Origin of the sequence: Vibrio aerogenes, from assembly GCF_024346755.1 — a bacterium.
GTDB lineage: Bacteria > Pseudomonadota > Gammaproteobacteria > Enterobacterales > Vibrionaceae > Vibrio > Vibrio aerogenes.
In genome coordinates, this window is the sequence record NZ_AP024861.1 from 95,314 (window position 1) to 112,032 (window position 16,719).

Annotated in this window: 14 protein-coding genes and 1 pseudogene; 8 read left to right on the forward strand and 7 right to left on the reverse strand. The window is 43.5% G+C overall.

Annotation, left to right across the window (positions count from 1 at the left end):
* Nucleotides 1–51 precede the first annotated feature (51 nt).
* The 7 genes and pseudogenes from OCV29_RS00420 to OCV29_RS00450 form a co-directional block, all read right to left on the reverse strand.
* Entirely contained in the window at nucleotides 52–471 is a 420-nt protein-coding gene (locus OCV29_RS00420; RefSeq protein WP_084193452.1) for a DUF943 family protein, read from the reverse strand.
* A gap of 18 nt (nucleotides 472–489) precedes the next feature.
* On the reverse strand, nucleotides 490–891 hold the full coding sequence (locus tag OCV29_RS00425; RefSeq protein ID WP_073605244.1) for a DUF943 family protein: 402 nt from the start codon (nucleotides 889–891) through the stop codon (nucleotides 490–492).
* Nucleotides 892–894: 3 nt separating this feature from the next.
* Complete coding sequence (locus OCV29_RS00430) at nucleotides 895–1,875, reverse strand: DUF3289 family protein (RefSeq protein WP_370737227.1); 981 nt, start codon at nucleotides 1,873–1,875, stop codon at nucleotides 895–897.
* Nucleotides 1,867–3,971, reverse strand: a pseudogene (locus OCV29_RS00435) (type VI secretion system Vgr family protein); the annotation flags it as partial. The gene OCV29_RS00430 and the pseudogene OCV29_RS00435, both read right to left, overlap by 9 nt.
* A 193-nt stretch (nucleotides 3,972–4,164) precedes the next feature.
* Nucleotides 4,165–4,683 carry an Hcp family type VI secretion system effector gene (locus OCV29_RS00440; protein WP_073605242.1) on the reverse strand — a complete coding sequence of 173 codons (519 nt, stop codon included), beginning with the start codon at nucleotides 4,681–4,683 and terminating at the stop codon, nucleotides 4,165–4,167.
* A gap of 377 nt (nucleotides 4,684–5,060) precedes the next feature.
* Entirely contained in the window at nucleotides 5,061–6,737 is a 1,677-nt protein-coding gene (locus OCV29_RS00445) for a pyridoxal phosphate-dependent decarboxylase family protein (RefSeq protein WP_073605241.1), read from the reverse strand.
* 62 nt (nucleotides 6,738–6,799) lie between these two features.
* The gene (locus OCV29_RS00450) at nucleotides 6,800–8,695 is read right to left on the reverse strand and encodes a methyl-accepting chemotaxis protein (RefSeq protein ID WP_073605240.1); all 1,896 of its coding nucleotides are present in this window, start codon (nucleotides 8,693–8,695) and stop codon (nucleotides 6,800–6,802) included.
* 679 nt (nucleotides 8,696–9,374) lie between these two features.
* Here OCV29_RS00450 and OCV29_RS00455 point away from each other — a divergent pair.
* From OCV29_RS00455 to OCV29_RS00490, 8 genes are all read left to right on the forward strand, one after another.
* Nucleotides 9,375–9,782 (forward strand): GPW/gp25 family protein, encoded by a 408-nt coding sequence (locus OCV29_RS00455; protein WP_073605239.1) that lies wholly within the window; start codon nucleotides 9,375–9,377, stop codon nucleotides 9,780–9,782.
* A gap of 266 nt (nucleotides 9,783–10,048) precedes the next feature.
* Nucleotides 10,049–11,032 (forward strand): substrate-binding domain-containing protein, encoded by a 984-nt coding sequence (locus OCV29_RS00460; RefSeq protein WP_073605238.1) that lies wholly within the window; start codon nucleotides 10,049–10,051, stop codon nucleotides 11,030–11,032.
* 349 nt (nucleotides 11,033–11,381) lie between these two features.
* Complete coding sequence (locus OCV29_RS00465) at nucleotides 11,382–11,537, forward strand: hypothetical protein (RefSeq protein WP_175561592.1); 156 nt, start codon at nucleotides 11,382–11,384, stop codon at nucleotides 11,535–11,537.
* 217 nt (nucleotides 11,538–11,754) lie between these two features.
* Nucleotides 11,755–12,693 (forward strand): hypothetical protein, encoded by a 939-nt coding sequence (locus OCV29_RS00470; RefSeq protein WP_073605237.1) that lies wholly within the window; start codon nucleotides 11,755–11,757, stop codon nucleotides 12,691–12,693.
* Nucleotides 12,694–12,702: 9 nt separating this feature from the next.
* Nucleotides 12,703–13,530, forward strand: coding sequence for a multinuclear nonheme iron-dependent oxidase (locus tag OCV29_RS00475; RefSeq protein WP_073605236.1), 828 nt, complete (start codon nucleotides 12,703–12,705; stop codon nucleotides 13,528–13,530).
* A gap of 35 nt (nucleotides 13,531–13,565) precedes the next feature.
* Entirely contained in the window at nucleotides 13,566–14,372 is an 807-nt protein-coding gene (locus tag OCV29_RS00480; RefSeq protein ID WP_073605235.1) for a hypothetical protein, read from the forward strand.
* Nucleotides 14,369–15,592, forward strand: a complete 1,224-nt coding sequence (locus OCV29_RS00485; RefSeq protein WP_073605234.1) for an MFS transporter — start codon at nucleotides 14,369–14,371, stop codon at nucleotides 15,590–15,592. The genes OCV29_RS00480 and OCV29_RS00485 overlap by 4 nt, the downstream gene beginning before the upstream one ends.
* A 1-nt stretch (nucleotide 15,593) precedes the next feature.
* The gene (locus OCV29_RS00490; RefSeq protein WP_073605233.1) at nucleotides 15,594–16,715 is read left to right on the forward strand and encodes an acyl-CoA dehydrogenase family protein; all 1,122 of its coding nucleotides are present in this window, start codon (nucleotides 15,594–15,596) and stop codon (nucleotides 16,713–16,715) included.
* Nucleotides 16,716–16,719 lie beyond the last annotated feature (4 nt).

The window sequence follows — 16,719 nt, forward strand, 5'->3', positions numbered from 1 at the left end:
ATCAGTATGAGTTTGTGAGCGATTCACAGTATCCACTCAGGTGATGTTGAATCAGCGGTATTGCAGGCCGCCGTTTCTGCCTCGTAAAACTTCAAACACTTTATTTTTTTCAATACAGTTTGCGTTTGTTTTCATGTCATCGAAGCAGAGTAAGTCTGAGTCCTGATCGGTGCCGGTGTCTGCTTTGTATCCAGACCCGATGTCCCAAAATGTGACATGAAAATATCCATTTTTATCTGGGGCAGGGACTGAGTATTTACTGTGCAAAAATGTTTTATTTTTATTCCACCAGGATATCTTTTCTGACTTGGTTACCGGGAAATTATTCACGATAACATCACTCCAGTTTTCATCCTGATGGATATCAATAATCTCTACTGGCCTGAGCCACAGATAGCTGGTGTAGATTAAGCCACATATAAATACAGCTAGTAGCAGATAGTATTGTTGATTCATGGAGTTAATTTTCATTGACGTTCTCAATCTTTCCTACCGATATTGCAGGCCGCCGTTCCAGCCTCGTAAAACTTCAAACACCTTATTTTTTTCAATGCAATTTGCTTTTGTTTTCATGTCATTGAAGCAGAGTAAGTCTGAGTCCTGATCGGTGCCGGTGTCTTTTCTGTAGCCGGAACCAATATCCCAAAGTGAGATCACATAGTTTCCATAGGCGTCAGGGACAGGGATCTCATATTTTTTCTGTAAAGATGATTTATTTTCTTCCCACCATTTGATCTTGTTCCTGAATCTCAAGGGAAAATTTTTGACAACAATATTTGTCCAGATACCTTGTTGATGCACTCCCATGATTTCAACTGGTCTCAGCCACAAGTAGCTGGAATAGGCTAACCCACAAGAAAGAACGATAATTATTACCCATAATTTTTTTATTCATTAATGCTTACCGCTTATAGTAATTGTGGCATTCATTTCTGTAATAAAAGGCTTGAAATTGAAGCATTCCCAGCGTTGCAAGGTAAACCAGATGCGGAAAAGACGTTGTAGTTTTACCGTTGGGGTTAGATCCCCATCATCCAGACCGAAATGATCTTGTACCCGGTAATGAATCGTTGCTGTAAATTGATTATTATTTATTTCGAGCGACTGCAAGGTAATTTGTGCCGACCAAATATCATGCACACATATGACTAAACCATTCGTGTAATCTTTTAAATCGTCAAATCTGGGTAAAACTGAGCGACTTACTGATTTATGTATTTCTGATTTATTTGATGAGGGATAGTAATGTTTTTTCCAATCAATATAAGTTTCCAAAGTTGTTTGGATTGCTTTCAATGAGCTACTATCCGAATCATCATTCTCAATTTGTTCTTTCAAAGCCTGATCTAAAAGAGATGAACTAAATGGTTCTCCGCTGTTTTGCTGCATATGTGTGATCATCTCATCGATGACACTTTTATAGGCACCATGCCATGAGTAGACCGCGGATAAATCCCTGAATTCGTCAAACATGATGTCTGAGCGTTCTTTCAGACTGAGGAATCCCTCATCGCCGGGCGGTTGATACATTCCATACGGATTGGTTGTGAGGGGCGGGAATTTTTTCCCGGTATAGGCATTCACTTTAGCTGAGACGTCCGTCAATCCGAACTCCTCCTTCAATATCGGCTCAGATAAGTCACCATGATGCATATCTCTGGCATCATAGTCATCCATTTCTCTCCGAGTTTGATAGATCAGTGCAGGAACTTTGAGTGGTTCGGGTTTTGTTTGTTGTGATTGGGCCTGATTGCTGTCGTCTGTTGCTGACTGCGAAGATGCTGCGTTGGTGCTGGCAGATGTACCTCCACTGTTTCCATTCCCTTTATAATGTCCGCACGGGCAGTCACTCAGCGGACAGCTTTGGCTTCCCATGTCATATTGGCAAACCTGAGTAATCGGTGTGCCAACGATTTTATCATGGCGTAGTTGCAGGATGAACATGCCCCCTGTGTTGATACTCTTGGGTGTGTATGACTTGATGAGTGCTTCCATGCTGGTTTCGGTCGCTTCCAGTTGATATGGACTCTGCTCAGCTTTATTTTGATCACCCAGCTTTTTGGAAAGAATTGTCTCTACCATACATCCTCCGCTTAGTTCAGGTTAATTGCCGGTCCGACGACATGCACGCCTGCCGGGTCGAGCTTGACGAAAGTTCCGCCGACCTTGACGGTGATCTCCGTGCCCGCCTGTAAGACGACTGAATTACCGCCTTTGAGGTGGACTTCTGAGCCCGAGTCCAGCACCTGTTTGCCGGCAACTTTCTGGTGAATTGAATCCTGTGATTCGGTCAGTTTGTTTTGACCGACTTTGGTGCGTTGTTCACCTTCAATCACCTGATTTGTTTTATGCAGGACGTGGTCGTAGCGGTCGTTTTCAACCGTTTCATGGCGGTCGTGTTTGATTTCTGTGGTCGCGTCGTTTTCAATCAGCACATTGAGGTCTTTTTGTGCGTGCAGGTTGATTTTCTCTTTGCCGGACTGATCTTCAAAGCTCAGTTCGTTATAGCCTTTTCCCTGATGAGTTTGCGTGCGTAGCACCGTTTTGGTTTTGTTTTCCGGCAGTTTGTAGGGCGGGGTATTGCTGGCGTGGTAGGTCCGGCCGGTGACAATCGGCTGGTCCGGGTCGCCGTGCAGGAATGAGACAATCACTTCATGCCCGACACGCGGTATGGTTTGCATGCCATATTGACCGCCCGCCCAGCTATGAACGACCCGCACCCAACAGGAGCTGTTATCATCCGACCCATCATAACGATGCCATGGAAAATGCAGTTTCACACGGCTGTGTTCATCGGTGTAAATTTCTGAGCCTTCCGGACCGACCACTGTTGCGATACATGGCCCATCGACCAGCGGTTTCGGCTGCGGATGTGCCCGCCAGACTTTATCGCCGGGAACGAGAGTAAAGGTATTGGCGTATTCCGTTGCGCCCGTGCTGCCATCTTCCTCCAGTGCCTGTGGCTGTGTGCCGTGATGATGAACCTGTACTGCCAGCCATAAACGATTCATGCTGTTATCGTGGTGTTCGCTGATTTCAAACCGCTGCCCGGCCTGAATTTTGGTCTCATCACTTTGCCCGGTCACGGTGTGGACGGCGCGTCTTAAATATTCCAGCCGGATTTTGGCAAAGGCTTTGCCGGTGCTGTCATGATTGAAGCGGCCCGGATGGTCGAAATATGGATACATTTCCAGCTGATTATCACAATCATCGGCATCCAGCTTTTGCTGAAAGTTGTAGTCAGGTTTGAGGAAGCTGTAATCTTCCAGCTGAATGCTGCTGAATTCTGAGCGGCTATGTTCAGTCATGGAAGAGATATAACCATCGGGATTTGCCCCACCAGAAAGATTGTTATAAATCGCATGGCCGCTGAGTTTCGGAAAGCCCTGATCATGGTCTGTGATCACCAGAATATGTTTGGTGTCTTCATGGCTGAAGGTGTACATCATCCCTTCTTCTGCGGCCAGCCGGTGAAAGAAAGCCAGATCGCTTTCCCGGTATTGAACACAATATTCCCGAACTTCTGGTGTTCGCTTCAGGGAGAAACAGAAATCAGAAATGCCCATGTCGCTGAGCAAAGCCGTTAAGATTTCCTGTGCATCTTTTTGCTGGAAAATCCGGCAGTTCTGGCGCAGGGAAAGGCGTTCGAGCGAAGGGACTAAAGTGACGGAATAAAACGTATGGTTAAAGCCGGTATCGCCTTTGGTCAGTGCTCTGATAATGCCGTGAACTTTCTGCACGACTTTGCCGTTACGAATAATTTCAAGCAATGCTTTGCTGTCGATAATTTTTTCAGGAGGCAGGCTGGTGGTGCTGCGACTGGCCAGATCGATGTGATAGCGGTAGCCAAAAAATGGATTGCCGTGGCTGTCAACCGAATCTGAAACCGATTCATCGCCATGAAAAGAACGCACCACAAGTGTGTCGTCAACAATGCCATGAATGGTCAGCCGGAAATTCAGAGTTTTCATTATTATACCTGTAGGGGTTTAATTCCGGTTACAGCTGAAATACCAGATTGAAACAGGCAGACAAATTGCAGGAAGGGTGTTGAGGCGCTTTATTGTTATTTTGGGGCTGAAAAGCCGGTTGTTGATTCCCTGTTGCTTGCAGCTGTCTGGAAATTATCGCTCACCAAAGTGAGCGATATGAGTCCGAAGCGAATTAAGCTTCGATAGGCTTACGCCAGTCATCAGCACCTGAAGTACCACAGTTGTTGTGATCCCAGGTGATTTTACGGTAAGTCAGAGAAACCGTCACATTCTGAGTGTAGTCAGAATCTGCTGGATTTTGACAGTGTGGCATTGCACAGTCGATGTCGATGATAGTTGCGTTTTCAAGTACAGTTGTGAAGAAGTTTTCCTGTTTACCTTCAATGGAAGTACGATACCATTTCAGTGTAACACTGGTCATTTTTTCACCTGAAGTCAGTGCGTTATAAAGCAGAGGAACTGCTTTGTTCAGGTTCACTGTGAATTTGAATGGTTTGTGAACACGTTGACCCGCAGGCTGACCAGACTGAGGATCAGTTGGTACAGTCACAACGTGATCGAATTGCTGAACCAGCATTTCATCTTCATGACCTTCAACGTATGCGTCACCGATAGAATCTGCAGTACATGCACCTGAAGTAATTGAACCCTGAGTTTCGCCTTCAATCGCGATATAACATGGAGTTGGCATTTTATTATTCCTTATTAACTTAAATATAAAATCTAAAAGCATTGATTTGCAATTAACATAAGTGCATGGGTTGTGCCAGTTTACTGTTTCTATTGAAAACAAAAGGTTGTGTTTATTGATTTGTAAATACAGGCAAGATCTTGCTCAGCAGCGAGCAAGATCTTGCCCAGCGAGCAAAAAGTTGCCCGGTGAATATGTGACCTGTGTCTGAAAGTGAATTTGGTGCATTCTCTTAATCGGTTGATTTGAGCTGGCTTATTGTGTGTTTTGTTAATGAAATGGCATGCCAGTCTCAGTGGCGGGCAAGAAAAAACGGCACTTGAATAAGAGCCGTATATTTTGTGTTCTTCCGGGGCTGGATTATTGCCGTCTCTGGCTCAAAATTGAGCACAGAACTTATCAATATCAGCCCTGGACGTGTAAGGATTTAAAAACACCGCTTTTTCACCCGGCAGGTATAAACAGTGATCATTTTTGTCGTAAGACGTTCTGGCAATCGATTCTACCCAGTTGGTTTTCAGGTAGCATCCTTTTCTGCGATTAAAATGATTACGGTGATAGAGGGTGGTTTGAATTAAGTCATCCATACTTTGATGACCTTCAGTAATATGTTGCTCTGAACGGAACAGGTGGGTGCTGTCATCATTTTGCAGCGCCTGCTCAGGGTAGAGGCGGAATACTACCGAAGGGCCGTGATTTTCAGCACATACGACTTTGCAACGGGGATGCTCATTGAGTTTGGCCCGCATATAATTTGCGTTTTGCAGCCCATGTGCAATGATCGTCTGATAGCCTTCAATCCCCATGTGTTGCAGGGCTGAATAGGCTGCGAATACGCCGGTCGCGCCACGGGAGCACTCAATGGTTGACTGAAGATGCGTCTTTTTCTGGACCTCGTGTTCAAAGTAAGTGAAGTAACTGGCGTCTTGTTTGAGTGCCTCCATATCCTGCTTATTTTTGATCATCAACAAGCTGGCAGTGTAGGGCACATAACCCCATTTCTGAAAATCAACGGTAAATGAATCAGCATAACGAATTCCTTCTGTTAACGGTTTCAGGGCATTCAGACTGTTTAATGTGGCCTGATTAATCGACAGCGGGTTCTCATTCAAATCATAATGACGAAAAAACAGCAAACTCCAGCCGACAGCCGCATCGACATGAATGTGAGGTTTGCGGGTGATCTGATATTTCCGGCAGACATCGTCCCGGAGCTGGCAGACTTGTTTGATATCGTCAATCGCAAATGTATCTGTGGTGCCAAAGGTCAGCATAATCGTTGGCACCTGAATTCCCTGCTTGTAGCATTCCTCCAGCCTGCGGCGCAGATCATTGATACAAATTTGATTCTGTTCATTGATATGGACCCGGATAACCTGATGATTCATATCCAGCCCAAGTAAGGTCAGATTGGTCATGTTGGAATAATGACCAGACTCTGAGTTCAACATACAGAGCTGTTTATTCTGCAGACCATTGACGATTGAGTCCGGGAAGGTTTTTCTCAAACCAAGCAGATAACCGTATAAATTACAGAACGTGCCGCCCTGAGTGAATAATCCGCCAGCCTGCGATGGGTCGTAACCCGCCAGTTGTGCAATTTGCCGGACAACCAGCTGCTCCAGATCGGTTGCTAATCCCGCGTATTCTTTATAAACAAGGTTTGGGTTCGTGATTGTTGCCAGTGTCGCTCCCTGTATCGCCGGATCGCACGGGGTTGAAATAACATTCTCAACCGCTTTCGGGTCCTGCCAGTCTTTGCAGCCGTGTGCAACAAATAATGCCAGTGGATCAAAGGGACGTTGGTCCGTGCACATATTGTGCGGGATATCGGTCCGGTGTTTGAGCTGGTGATGAAAATAATGCTGCTGCGATCCGGAAAAACTCTCCTTGTGGTGAATCAGGTTGTGAATATCCTGAGACTGGTAAACTGGCCAAATCTCAGGATCCCGGTTAAAAAACCGGGAGATAACGGTCTGATAATGATTCTGAAAATCGGGTCTGAGCTGATTTTCGCTTAAATCATTTGTGGTACATAACATGACTTCATTCATATGAACACCTAACCAATTATCATCAACGAATGTCACTCAAAGAATGAATGTAACTTAAAGAATTAATGCAACTTAAAGTTAGCAACCAGCCTTTCGAGCTCATTGTTGGATTTACTTAATGATTCTGTGGCAGCTACCGTTTGTTTTCCGCTGACAACCAGTGAGTCAACGATATCCTGTATCGACAGCATATTCTGATTCAGTGTTTCAGCCACCTGGCTTTGTTCATTGGTCGCGGAAGAAATTTGTGTACTGACTTCATCAACCTGGGTGACCGACTCACTCATATGCTTCAGACTCACTGATACTTCGGAGGTTTTATCAGCGGTAGACTGACACTGCTCTTTTGTTGTGTTCATTGCTCTTACAACACTGTCTGTTCCTTCTAACAGCTTTGACAGCATGTCTGATATTTCGGTGGTACTTTGCTGGGTTCGTCCTGCCAGTGCCCTGACTTCATCTGCAACGACGGCAAAACCACGGCCTTGTTCTCCGGCTCTTGCTGCTTCTATGGCAGCATTCAGTGCCAGCAAATTCGTTTGCTCCGAAATATCACCAATCACATTCAGCACATCGCTGATCTTATTGGCGTCATGATGCATTCTGGAAATCCGGGATGACATATCTTCAACTTCAGACACCAGAGATGTGACACTGGCAACTGCATCATTAACAATCAGCAGTGAAGACTGTGCTTCCTGATTCGCTTCATCAGTGAGCTCGTTGGATTGCAAAACATTATCCGCGACAGTCCGGGCACTTTGGCTCATTTCTGTTATGGCCGTAACAACCTGCTCGGTTTCACCGGAGTGCATCACCAGCTTTGACTCATTTTCCCGTGCGGTTTCTCCCAGCTGAACCAGGTTTGTCGAGATATTTTGACTGGCATCAGAGATTTGCAGCATCATATTTTGAAGATTCTCAATAAAATTGTTAAATCCCTGGCTGATCATCGCTAAATCGTCTGTTCCGTCGACTTCAAGCCGGTTTGTCAGATCGCCGGTGCCATGAGAAAGTTCGATGACAGCTGATTTGAGTTTAATCAATGGCCTGAATGCATGATTCACGATCAGAAAAATCGCGCCAATGCTGATGAGGATAAGAATAATACTGGTGATAATCGCTTCATTCTGAGCGCTGTAAACCTCTTGCAGCGCTGTGTCTGTATCGATGAAAACCATCAGGGTCCAGTAATCCGAGTCAGTTAAATGTACCCGTTGAAAGTAGCCATCGAACTGACGCCCCAGATAAGGAAAGCTCAGATGTCCGGATTGCTTGACGCTGAATGCTCTTTCCATTTCAGCAAAATCAGGGCTGATTTGAGAAGGGGTTCTGCCGATATCGGATGGATCATCACTGGCAAAAAAAACAGCATTTTGGTCCGTTAAAGTTGCTGCACCACCGGCAAAACGCATCTCACTGACTTTGGTAATGATATCTGAAAGCTGAATCTCACCTAAAAGAACGCCAATCAGCCGTCCATTGTCCCTGACGGGCATGACTGCGCCGACGACTTTTTGATTCAGTGTTGGGTTCAGGTAGATATCAGTTAATTTCAACTGATAATCTTGCGATGCGTTCTGGAACCAGCGTTTGTTTCTGAGATCTGTAGTTTCCTTCTTTAAGGATGAAGTGAATGTCCGGCCATCGGTATAGACCATCGTCACATTGTCAATACCTGCGGTATCGGCAAGTACACTCACCAGTTCCTGACTTTCATTGTCAGGTAGCCGGGCATGAAATTGCTTCGCACCTTTGGATATTGCATTGAGCTGAAACCGGATAAAGTCTTCAAGTGATGTGACATGATAATCCAGTTTATTCTCGGTCATTTCTACCAGTGAATGTGTCATTTTCTGTTTCAATGACATGATATTCAGCGTACCGAGTACCGTAAGGGAGATGGCAACTAACAAGCCGGCGCCCAGATATATTCGAGTTTTAAAGCCCAGGTTCATATGACCTCCAACTGATTCAAAATGTACGAGTAGTCTATGGGTTTAGTTTATTGTGTTACTACTCACTATAAAATTAGGTGATATGCCCTAAATGTCAAAATGGTTTATATATAAAATTTAGGGCGGTGTACAATATTTTATCTAATAAACTCATGCATTTATTTTCATTTTTATATTTAAGGCATTCTTTTTTTTATTATTTGAATTTGGAGCCCAAATGAGAGCAGTGGTGTGTGAATAACCTATCAGTGAAGTAATATGTTATTAAAAAAGACAAGAACTTAATGAGTGATACAAATGGATAACAAACCTTCAGTCCGGATACTTTCAACGTGTCTTTGAAGCCGAATCATAATTTCTATATTCTTTTTTTGTATAAATAATAACCAAAAATAGATATTGTGAATATAAACATTATAAAATGAAAGGTTATTTGGCTTTAAACCAGCATATTATTCTGTTTCGGCTGATTGCATTTCTCTTTATTGCCGATATGAAAAATTCGTTACAAATAACAATTTAAAAAATATAAGCAATTGAAAAATAATATAAAAATAACCATGCTAAAATTAATGTTATATTGGTGTTGAAGTTTTTACTCTAAAATTTGAAAAAGCCATTTGATGTGCTAGGTTTCATAATGGATGCAAGTAAAGATGTTTTGACAGGAGTTATCATTATGGAAGATAGTCAATTTCTTGAGGGAGGATGGAAATTTCCGCCTGTACGTTCCGGAGTTGCTCACCCGTTTCCGGAGGAAGACTGTGATGAACAGGATATTAACCAGTCCGTTGATACTGTATTACATTCATATTTGACTGAACGATGTATTCCGTTTTTAAATTGTGAATCCTACTATGCTTTTGATGATATCCGGGTCCGGAATGCAGTTTTAAAAGACGAAATAGCATTCTTTGTCCGGTGTGCTTTATTAAATTCTGAACCAAGAATCCATGTCAATGAAGTGCAGGTGATTTATTTTTCAGAGGCGGGTGCTATGGCCGATATCATGATTTGTTACACCATCAGGCAGACCAACAGCCAGCACCATCATCGATTCAGTTTTTCTTTTTCAGAACTGGCCTGATATTTTCAGAACGGACCTGTTATTTTCAGCACGGACCTGATAGCTCCTGCCATCTGTGTCTTGCTCAGAAACCCATCAATTCTTGCTGAACATGCATCTTGAGGTCATTCAGGTATAGCGTCATATAAATAACTGTCTGAAGCAGGTTGATATCGCCTGGATTGTGGCGACTCACACCGGGGCACTTCAGCTGTTTGTTTTATTAATAAGAATAATATTAATAGAAGACTATAATTAATGCACAGACTCAGAAAGGAAGCAGATGAATGTCAGGTCTTCATATGCTGAACCGTTATTTGGTGATTGCATTTCTGGTTTTCCCGTTCTTGTGTGGGCGCGCTTATGCTGATACCTATGGTTTGGTTGGAAAAAGTTTGAGTGATGCGGCACTCGTCGAAATCTGGCGGGGTTGCGAAGCGATGGCATCACGGAATGATGACCATTGTACTGCACTGGGTGCAACGGGAGATGGGCATCCGCGTTACCAAAAGCGTGTTTTAAGCGAAGCATTACAAAGTGACCGATTTAAAGGATTAGGCATTTCTGTCTCTCATTCTGACCTGATTGCGGAAGTATTAAAGACCAGTCCTCTGCCACTGATTACGATTGATGTTCCTTTTAGTGACAAGGACAATCATTTAAGTATCGGGCATATTGGTGTAGATAATCTCGCTCTGGGAAAAGATCTGGCAAACGTCGTCAGGGAACTCCATCCCAAAGGCGGGAATATCTGCATTATGGCATCCTTTGGCTTGCACCGGGCACAAATGGAGGAGCGATTACTGGGGCTGAGGCGTGGATTAAGTGGAGAGAAGCTCGACAAAGGTGTTCGCCTCAATGGCCATCAGGGATGGCGTGAGGTTGCACGTTGCCCATGGAATAATGGCGAAAAAAGTGAGCGGGCGCTTACTCAGCTTGACTTCACCCTGAATCATCTGGATGTGGATGTTTTTGTTTCTATCGATAATTGGGTTATCGCTGATCCGAGAGCTTATCAAAAAGTTGTTGCACCTTACAAAGAGCGGATAGAAACGGGAAAAACTATCATGGTCTTATCCATTGGCGGGATGCGCTCAGAATACAGCAAGCTGCTCAGAACAAAGCTTGTTCACGGTTATCTGATGATCAATTACTTTCAGCTTGGGCAGGGAAGCTACACCTTAATGAAAGCCATGGCTTCCGGTGAATCCATCCCCCCCGTAACCTACATCAGAAATCATAAAACATATCTGGTGAAACCCGAAAATTAGTCTGTGATTGCTGAGCTTATCACTCATATTGAGAATTTAAATTATTTATATTTTTGTTTTTAATTTCTTTTCTCATAATGTGTGACACATCTCTTAATTATATAATTATCTCTATATGTAATTGATTATTAATAAATATAACTAATGTGGTGTGTGTTTTTCTAAATACATGATAAAGATATTGTTATCATTATAATTCTGTTAAATTGTTTTAACATTTTATTTTCTTGACATTAACAATTTCTGATTGATAAATTGATTTGTGCCTGTGATGCAATATCATGGCAAGACGGAAATGTTTTTTTATTTCTGTTAAATATAAAAAACAATATTCAAAAGGAAATTTATTATGACTAAGTCTTTATTCTCAGTAAGCCGTAGTGTTCAAAAAAATGCAGCGAATGCAACTTTTTCAGTAAGCCGCAGTGTCCAGAAAAATGCAGCGAATGCAACTTTCTCTGTTGGCCGCAGTGTGCAAAAAAATGCATCAAATGCACATTTCTGATCTTTAAATTAAACAGGTTCATATAAATGAATCTGTCCGGACAGATTGAAATTATATTGATTCTGTCCGGATGTTCTTACCCGCTTGTCGTTATTCAGATTATATAAATAAGAGTATCAACCTCTTAAATATAAGAATTACACAGATAAGGCAGTTGTTAGCCAGTAAAGAATATGCTGTGCAAAGCATCTGTCGGCGAAAAGGATAGATAAAGATCATGCCATCTCAGTCCGCTATCGCGACCAATGATCGCGAGTATGGTGATATTTACCACCAGGAAAGTTCCCGTACTGCCGGTTCGTATCCGGGTCAGCATTTTATCAGCAATCGGCGGCTCCGGATTCGTTCTGGTACTTCAGGTCTGAATGTTACCGATCATGCCGGAGACCTGAAAAAACCGGGGTATTTTCAGCAAGGCCAGCATTATCAGGACAATAAAACCGTTTTTGTCGAAGCCGTTGCACCGGATATCAACAGGATCCGCTACCGCTTCTATCAGGCGGTATCTGGTGTTCAGTGTTGTGATAAAACGAAGGAATGTTCGAATGCTGCCATTGCCGCATATCTTCACACCATTGAGTTCTGTAATGAACTAGATACCCGTTGTTACTGTGAACTCATCAATAGCCAGATAAACTCCCGGTGGTGGTTAAAAAAAGTATCAGATAATCATCAGGGTTGTCAGATTGAAATAGCGAAAAATATGACAGCAGATGTCATATATCATTATCAATACCTGACAGATGGCCTGAATTTATTATCACATAGATATTCTGCGGTAAAAATTGATAGTTTTAATCAATTGTTGATGGTTGATATTCATCTTTATATACAGAAAAAGCAGAGTATCGATTTATTGTGTGATGAAATGAAGCGTTTGTCATTGAAATATCCAGGATTTAAAGTGGTCGCTATTTCATTTAAGCAAAGTGAAATGAAATCTTTACTTTGTTTTAATGGTGAATTTCACCGTTCTTTTCCTGTCAGTAGTTTGTATTTGTTATGTTGCTACTTCAATTTTTACCATCCGGTAACGATGACGGGAGAATATCAGTGTGCGAATTTAATGACCGGAGAAAAATTAATGTTTTCGGTGACAGAAATGGTGAGCGGTGAGCTGTTAATGGCGACCCGGGTTAATACACAAATATTATAAGGTGATCAAATGCAGGGCGTTGGCTATTTTTTACATTTTCATCAGGATTACATTGATTTTGACCAGAAATTTGAAGCTTGTGGGGGACGTTCGGATGCGTATGAAGTCCTGGCACTACATTTTAATACCGAAGTTGAAAATCTGGTTCGCTTTATTGGCCCTAAAAATAAGCCGGTCTGTTTACATACAGCGGTCATGGATCTGGGACAAGACAGTACGTCTGAACGTCCGGGGTTGAAGATGCTGCAGGAACAGGTTGCAGCTGTTCAGCCTTATTCTGTTACGGAGCATCATGCGGTACTTAAATCTCCGGGGGGTGATGAATTCGGTATATTTTTCCCGCCCCCAGAGCTGCCCGCTCAGAAGCAGGTTATATCAGGACATTTAAAGGCGCTGGATCAGAATTTGAATACCAAAGTTTTGGTTGAAAACCCGATTTTTTCTTATGAGCTGAAAGGGAATCAGGCGAAACGACGGGTTGAATTTTTTAATGAAACAGTTCGTGAATCCGGCTGTAAGATGCATTTGAGTTTGTCGAATATTGCTTACAGTAATAGTTACGGTGCCAGAATCGATCCGGATGAGTATTTGGCGCACATTGACCTCAGTTTAGTCGAACAGATCCACCTGTATGTGAATAATCAGGCGCAGATGAAATCCGCCCCTAAATCTTATACAGAAAGTGAAAAGTGGTTGAAAACAAGTCTGGAACAGTTATTGAAACATCATGACGTGAAGCCGCTGATCTTTTTTGAACTGGAAGCCAGAACACCAGCACTGGCAGAGCCTGAATTCTTACGTGATTCGATGGACTGGGCGCGCAGTCTTCTTGCGTGATCAGCAATAAAACAACGATTAAAGGAGAAAGAATCATGTTAGCAGATGTACAAAATGTCATGGCTCGTCTGGTTAGGGATCATCGTTTTTGCCAGCAATTTTGTGAGCAGGGGATCGACTGTCTGGATGGTTATGCTTTAACCGAAGAAGAACTCAACTATCTGGCGGATATTGAACCAGAGAGTATGACCGTATTGGGGGACTTTGTCGGTACAGAAAGAATTCACCGGCGAGAAGGTGAGTTTGGCTTATTTGTGACGGAATTATCCCGTTATATGGATTATGAACCCCTGGCCCGGAAATTTTCTCAGCAGTATTGTCAGGGTTCTTTAGCGAAGCTGTTGGATGCCCGAAATTACTATGAATTCTTTACCGGGATCCTGTTTCAATATGAGGTTCCGTCTTATCTCAGTGACCTTCTGTATTTTTGTTACCAGAACACCCGGATTTGCTGGGTCAACTATAACCCGCCAGCTGAACATTATATTGAACAGTGGCATGTGGAAGATAAAATCAGTTTGACTGATCACTATACGACGATCCTGGTTTCGCGTGAGTTTTGCCGTTTTATGGAAATCGATGGTTTTGCTCACGATGAATCTGAGAGTGAAGTGACTGTGACGCTGCTGTTAGTGAAGCATCCCGATATTCCCAAGAGTTCATCTTATGCTGTGGTTGAGCCGGATTCTCTGCTTGAGTTTTTACTGGAGCAGAAAGAAGCGACCGCACTGACATTGGTTGAACGGTTTGGAATGAAGCGGCTGAAAAGTGGGATCGGCTATATTAATCATAAAATCGAACAAGGGTTTATCCGCTATCTGCCTGCGGAGACTCACTCATGAATATCCGGGATAAAAATCTCAAAGCATTATTACCATCGGTGATGGTTTCATCGATGGGGGACTGGATTTTTCATGTCGCTTTATTGCTGTATCTGTTCCGGGGAACGCAGTCTGGAGTGATTGTCAGCCTGTTTATCCTGTCGTCTACGCTGCCTTCATTATTGCTATCCCCTTTGATTGTTAAAAAAATCAGCCATTTTGCGAATCGTACCACACTGGTTAGTGCAGACTTATTGCGTATGGTTTTAGTCGCATCTCTGGTGTTATTTCAGGATGCAATGACAGCCGTATTTATTGTGAATGCCTTTCTTGGTGTAGTCAGTGTTGCCTTTCGTTCTGCGTATATCCGCAAGATTACCGATCTCTATGAACCAGACCAGCGTCATCAGGTGAATGCGCTGCTCAACAGTGGTTCTTACATTGCGATGGGATTGGGTTCCGTTGCCGGGGCCGCCCTGATCAGCCAGTGGTCATTAAGCGTATGTTTGTGGATTGATGCTGCCAGTTTTCTGCTCTCTGCCCTGTTTCTTTACAATTTACAAGCCGATGCTGAGGGCGGGGAAAAGGAGCAGAAGCAGTCGCCAACGCTCAAACTCATGCTTTCTGCTCTGGTAACAGAAGTGAAAGGCAGCGTTGTGCTTTCTTCTGTATTAGCTTTTGGTTTGAGCTGGGGGATTGTTGGGGGCGCTTTCAGTGTGTTATTCCCGGTGTTGTTTATGACTCAGGCTGAAAGTTCCGGATTACTCAGTACTTTCTATACGGTTCAGGCACTGGCTTTGCTGGCCGGAAGCTTTATTGTTTACAAAACAAAGTTTAAGGAAAACGAGAACTATCTCTTCAGGCTGTTTCTCTTCGCCTATTTCTGTCAGGCTTTCTGCTTTTCCCTGGCATTATTCACTGACAATATTTATCTGAGCTTTATTGCAATTTATTTTATGAGGTTATGTGGCGGCATTATTATCCCGCTTGATACCACGCTGATTCAGAATAACAGCTCTGAGGAATCACTACCGCTGATCTACAACATTCATGGTTTGACTTATAACTCTTGTTATCAGTTTACCGTACTGGCCGTCGGCATCATGATTGATTCGCTACAGCTGAGTACAACCAAAGCGATTGCCGGCTGGACAGCAATTGTGACCATATCGACGATTTGTCTGGTTTCATTGGTTTTAAACAGCCGGCGTGGTGTGGCGAATACGACGGAGTCGGGTTGATATGAATCGTGCAGAAAACATGTTAATTGAACTGGTCCGGCAAAATAGTGATACATCCTCATTGGCCCTGATTGATACTGTTCTTGGATGTACCCGGCTGGCGCATATTGATGCGATGCGTGATTATCCGGTCCAGGCTGTTGAAGATTTAAACCGTAAGGCCAGTGCTTCGCTGTTGTTAGTACCAGAGAGGCTGGGCGGCTCTGCCGCTGAACTGAAAACAGCGGCTGTATTGTTGCCCTGTCTGGCTTATCGTTCAGTGAATGTTGCCGCTTTGTATATGTTTCATTATCAGTGTACCGCCCGGATGAATACCTGTGCGAATGAGGCACTCTACCGGCAACAACTTGATGCTTTAGTTACTGATGCCGGCCTGATGTCCTCGGCATGGAGTGAAGGTGAGGCGAACCCGGCAATGGTCCATCGGGTGAACAACTCAGCCTGCCTGTATTTGTCCGGAGATAAGTATATTTCAACCGGTGTTGCTGAATCCTGTTTGACGCATGTGATCGTCCGGGATCCGGAATATGGGGGACAATCATTTGTCATTGTTCCACAGCCCGCTCAACAGCAGCAGATTCGTTTAAAACCTTTATCTTTGATTAGTTTCAGGGCAGCACAGAACAGTGCGATTCATTTTGACAATCTGGCCATTGATCACCAGATGTTTCTCGGGGAGCGTGGCTGTGCAGACATATTGCAAAAGCAAAACCATGAGAATGGTTTGAATCCTGGCTTGTTGGCTTTAGGGTTGCTGGCCAGATTCATTGACCTGCTGAAAAGTCAGTTCGATTATATTTGTAAACAGTCTGCATACACACGGATAACTGCGAAATATCGACAGTTAGTCACTTCTCTGAGTCAGGCGTTGCAGTCCGGGAACTATTTCAGTCTGGCTTTTGGTCTGACATTCAAATACCGCGCAACGGCTTTGTTACGGGATAGTATTCTGGCTCTGAGTCCTTTCTTTGGTCCATCGGTTCTGATGGAGAATCATCCCGTCAATGTCGTCATGCAACATGGTTTACTACTGCAATACATGGGGCCGGCAAATTACCAGATAGAGAGCCGGCTGGATGAGCAGTTATTTTCTGATTGCAGTTTTGATGTGACGTTTCTGTAAACTG

What these genes read in the sequence shown, in the direction of transcription:
- OCV29_RS00420 (WP_084193452.1), bottom strand. Translation starts at nt 471, where the DNA reads ATGAAAATTAACTCCATGAATCAACAATACTATCTGCTACTAGCTGTA.
- OCV29_RS00430 (WP_370737227.1), bottom strand. Translation starts at nt 1,875, where the DNA reads ATGGGAAGCCAAAGCTGTCCGCTGAGTGACTGCCCGTGCGGACATTAT.
- OCV29_RS00440 (WP_073605242.1), bottom strand. Translation starts at nt 4,683, where the DNA reads ATGCCAACTCCATGTTATATCGCGATTGAAGGCGAAACTCAGGGTTCA.
- OCV29_RS00445 (WP_073605241.1), bottom strand. Translation starts at nt 6,737, where the DNA reads ATGAATGAAGTCATGTTATGTACCACAAATGATTTAAGCGAAAATCAG.
- OCV29_RS00450 (WP_073605240.1), bottom strand. Translation starts at nt 8,695, where the DNA reads ATGAACCTGGGCTTTAAAACTCGAATATATCTGGGCGCCGGCTTGTTA.
- OCV29_RS00455 (WP_073605239.1), top strand. Translation starts at nt 9,375, where the DNA reads ATGGAAGATAGTCAATTTCTTGAGGGAGGATGGAAATTTCCGCCTGTA.
- OCV29_RS00460 (WP_073605238.1), top strand. Translation starts at nt 10,049, where the DNA reads ATGTCAGGTCTTCATATGCTGAACCGTTATTTGGTGATTGCATTTCTG.
- OCV29_RS00465 (WP_175561592.1), top strand. Translation starts at nt 11,382, where the DNA reads ATGACTAAGTCTTTATTCTCAGTAAGCCGTAGTGTTCAAAAAAATGCA.
- OCV29_RS00470 (WP_073605237.1), top strand. Translation starts at nt 11,755, where the DNA reads ATGCCATCTCAGTCCGCTATCGCGACCAATGATCGCGAGTATGGTGAT.
- OCV29_RS00475 (WP_073605236.1), top strand. Translation starts at nt 12,703, where the DNA reads ATGCAGGGCGTTGGCTATTTTTTACATTTTCATCAGGATTACATTGAT.
- OCV29_RS00480 (WP_073605235.1), top strand. Translation starts at nt 13,566, where the DNA reads ATGTTAGCAGATGTACAAAATGTCATGGCTCGTCTGGTTAGGGATCAT.
- OCV29_RS00485 (WP_073605234.1), top strand. Translation starts at nt 14,369, where the DNA reads ATGAATATCCGGGATAAAAATCTCAAAGCATTATTACCATCGGTGATG.
- OCV29_RS00490 (WP_073605233.1), top strand. Translation starts at nt 15,594, where the DNA reads ATGAATCGTGCAGAAAACATGTTAATTGAACTGGTCCGGCAAAATAGT.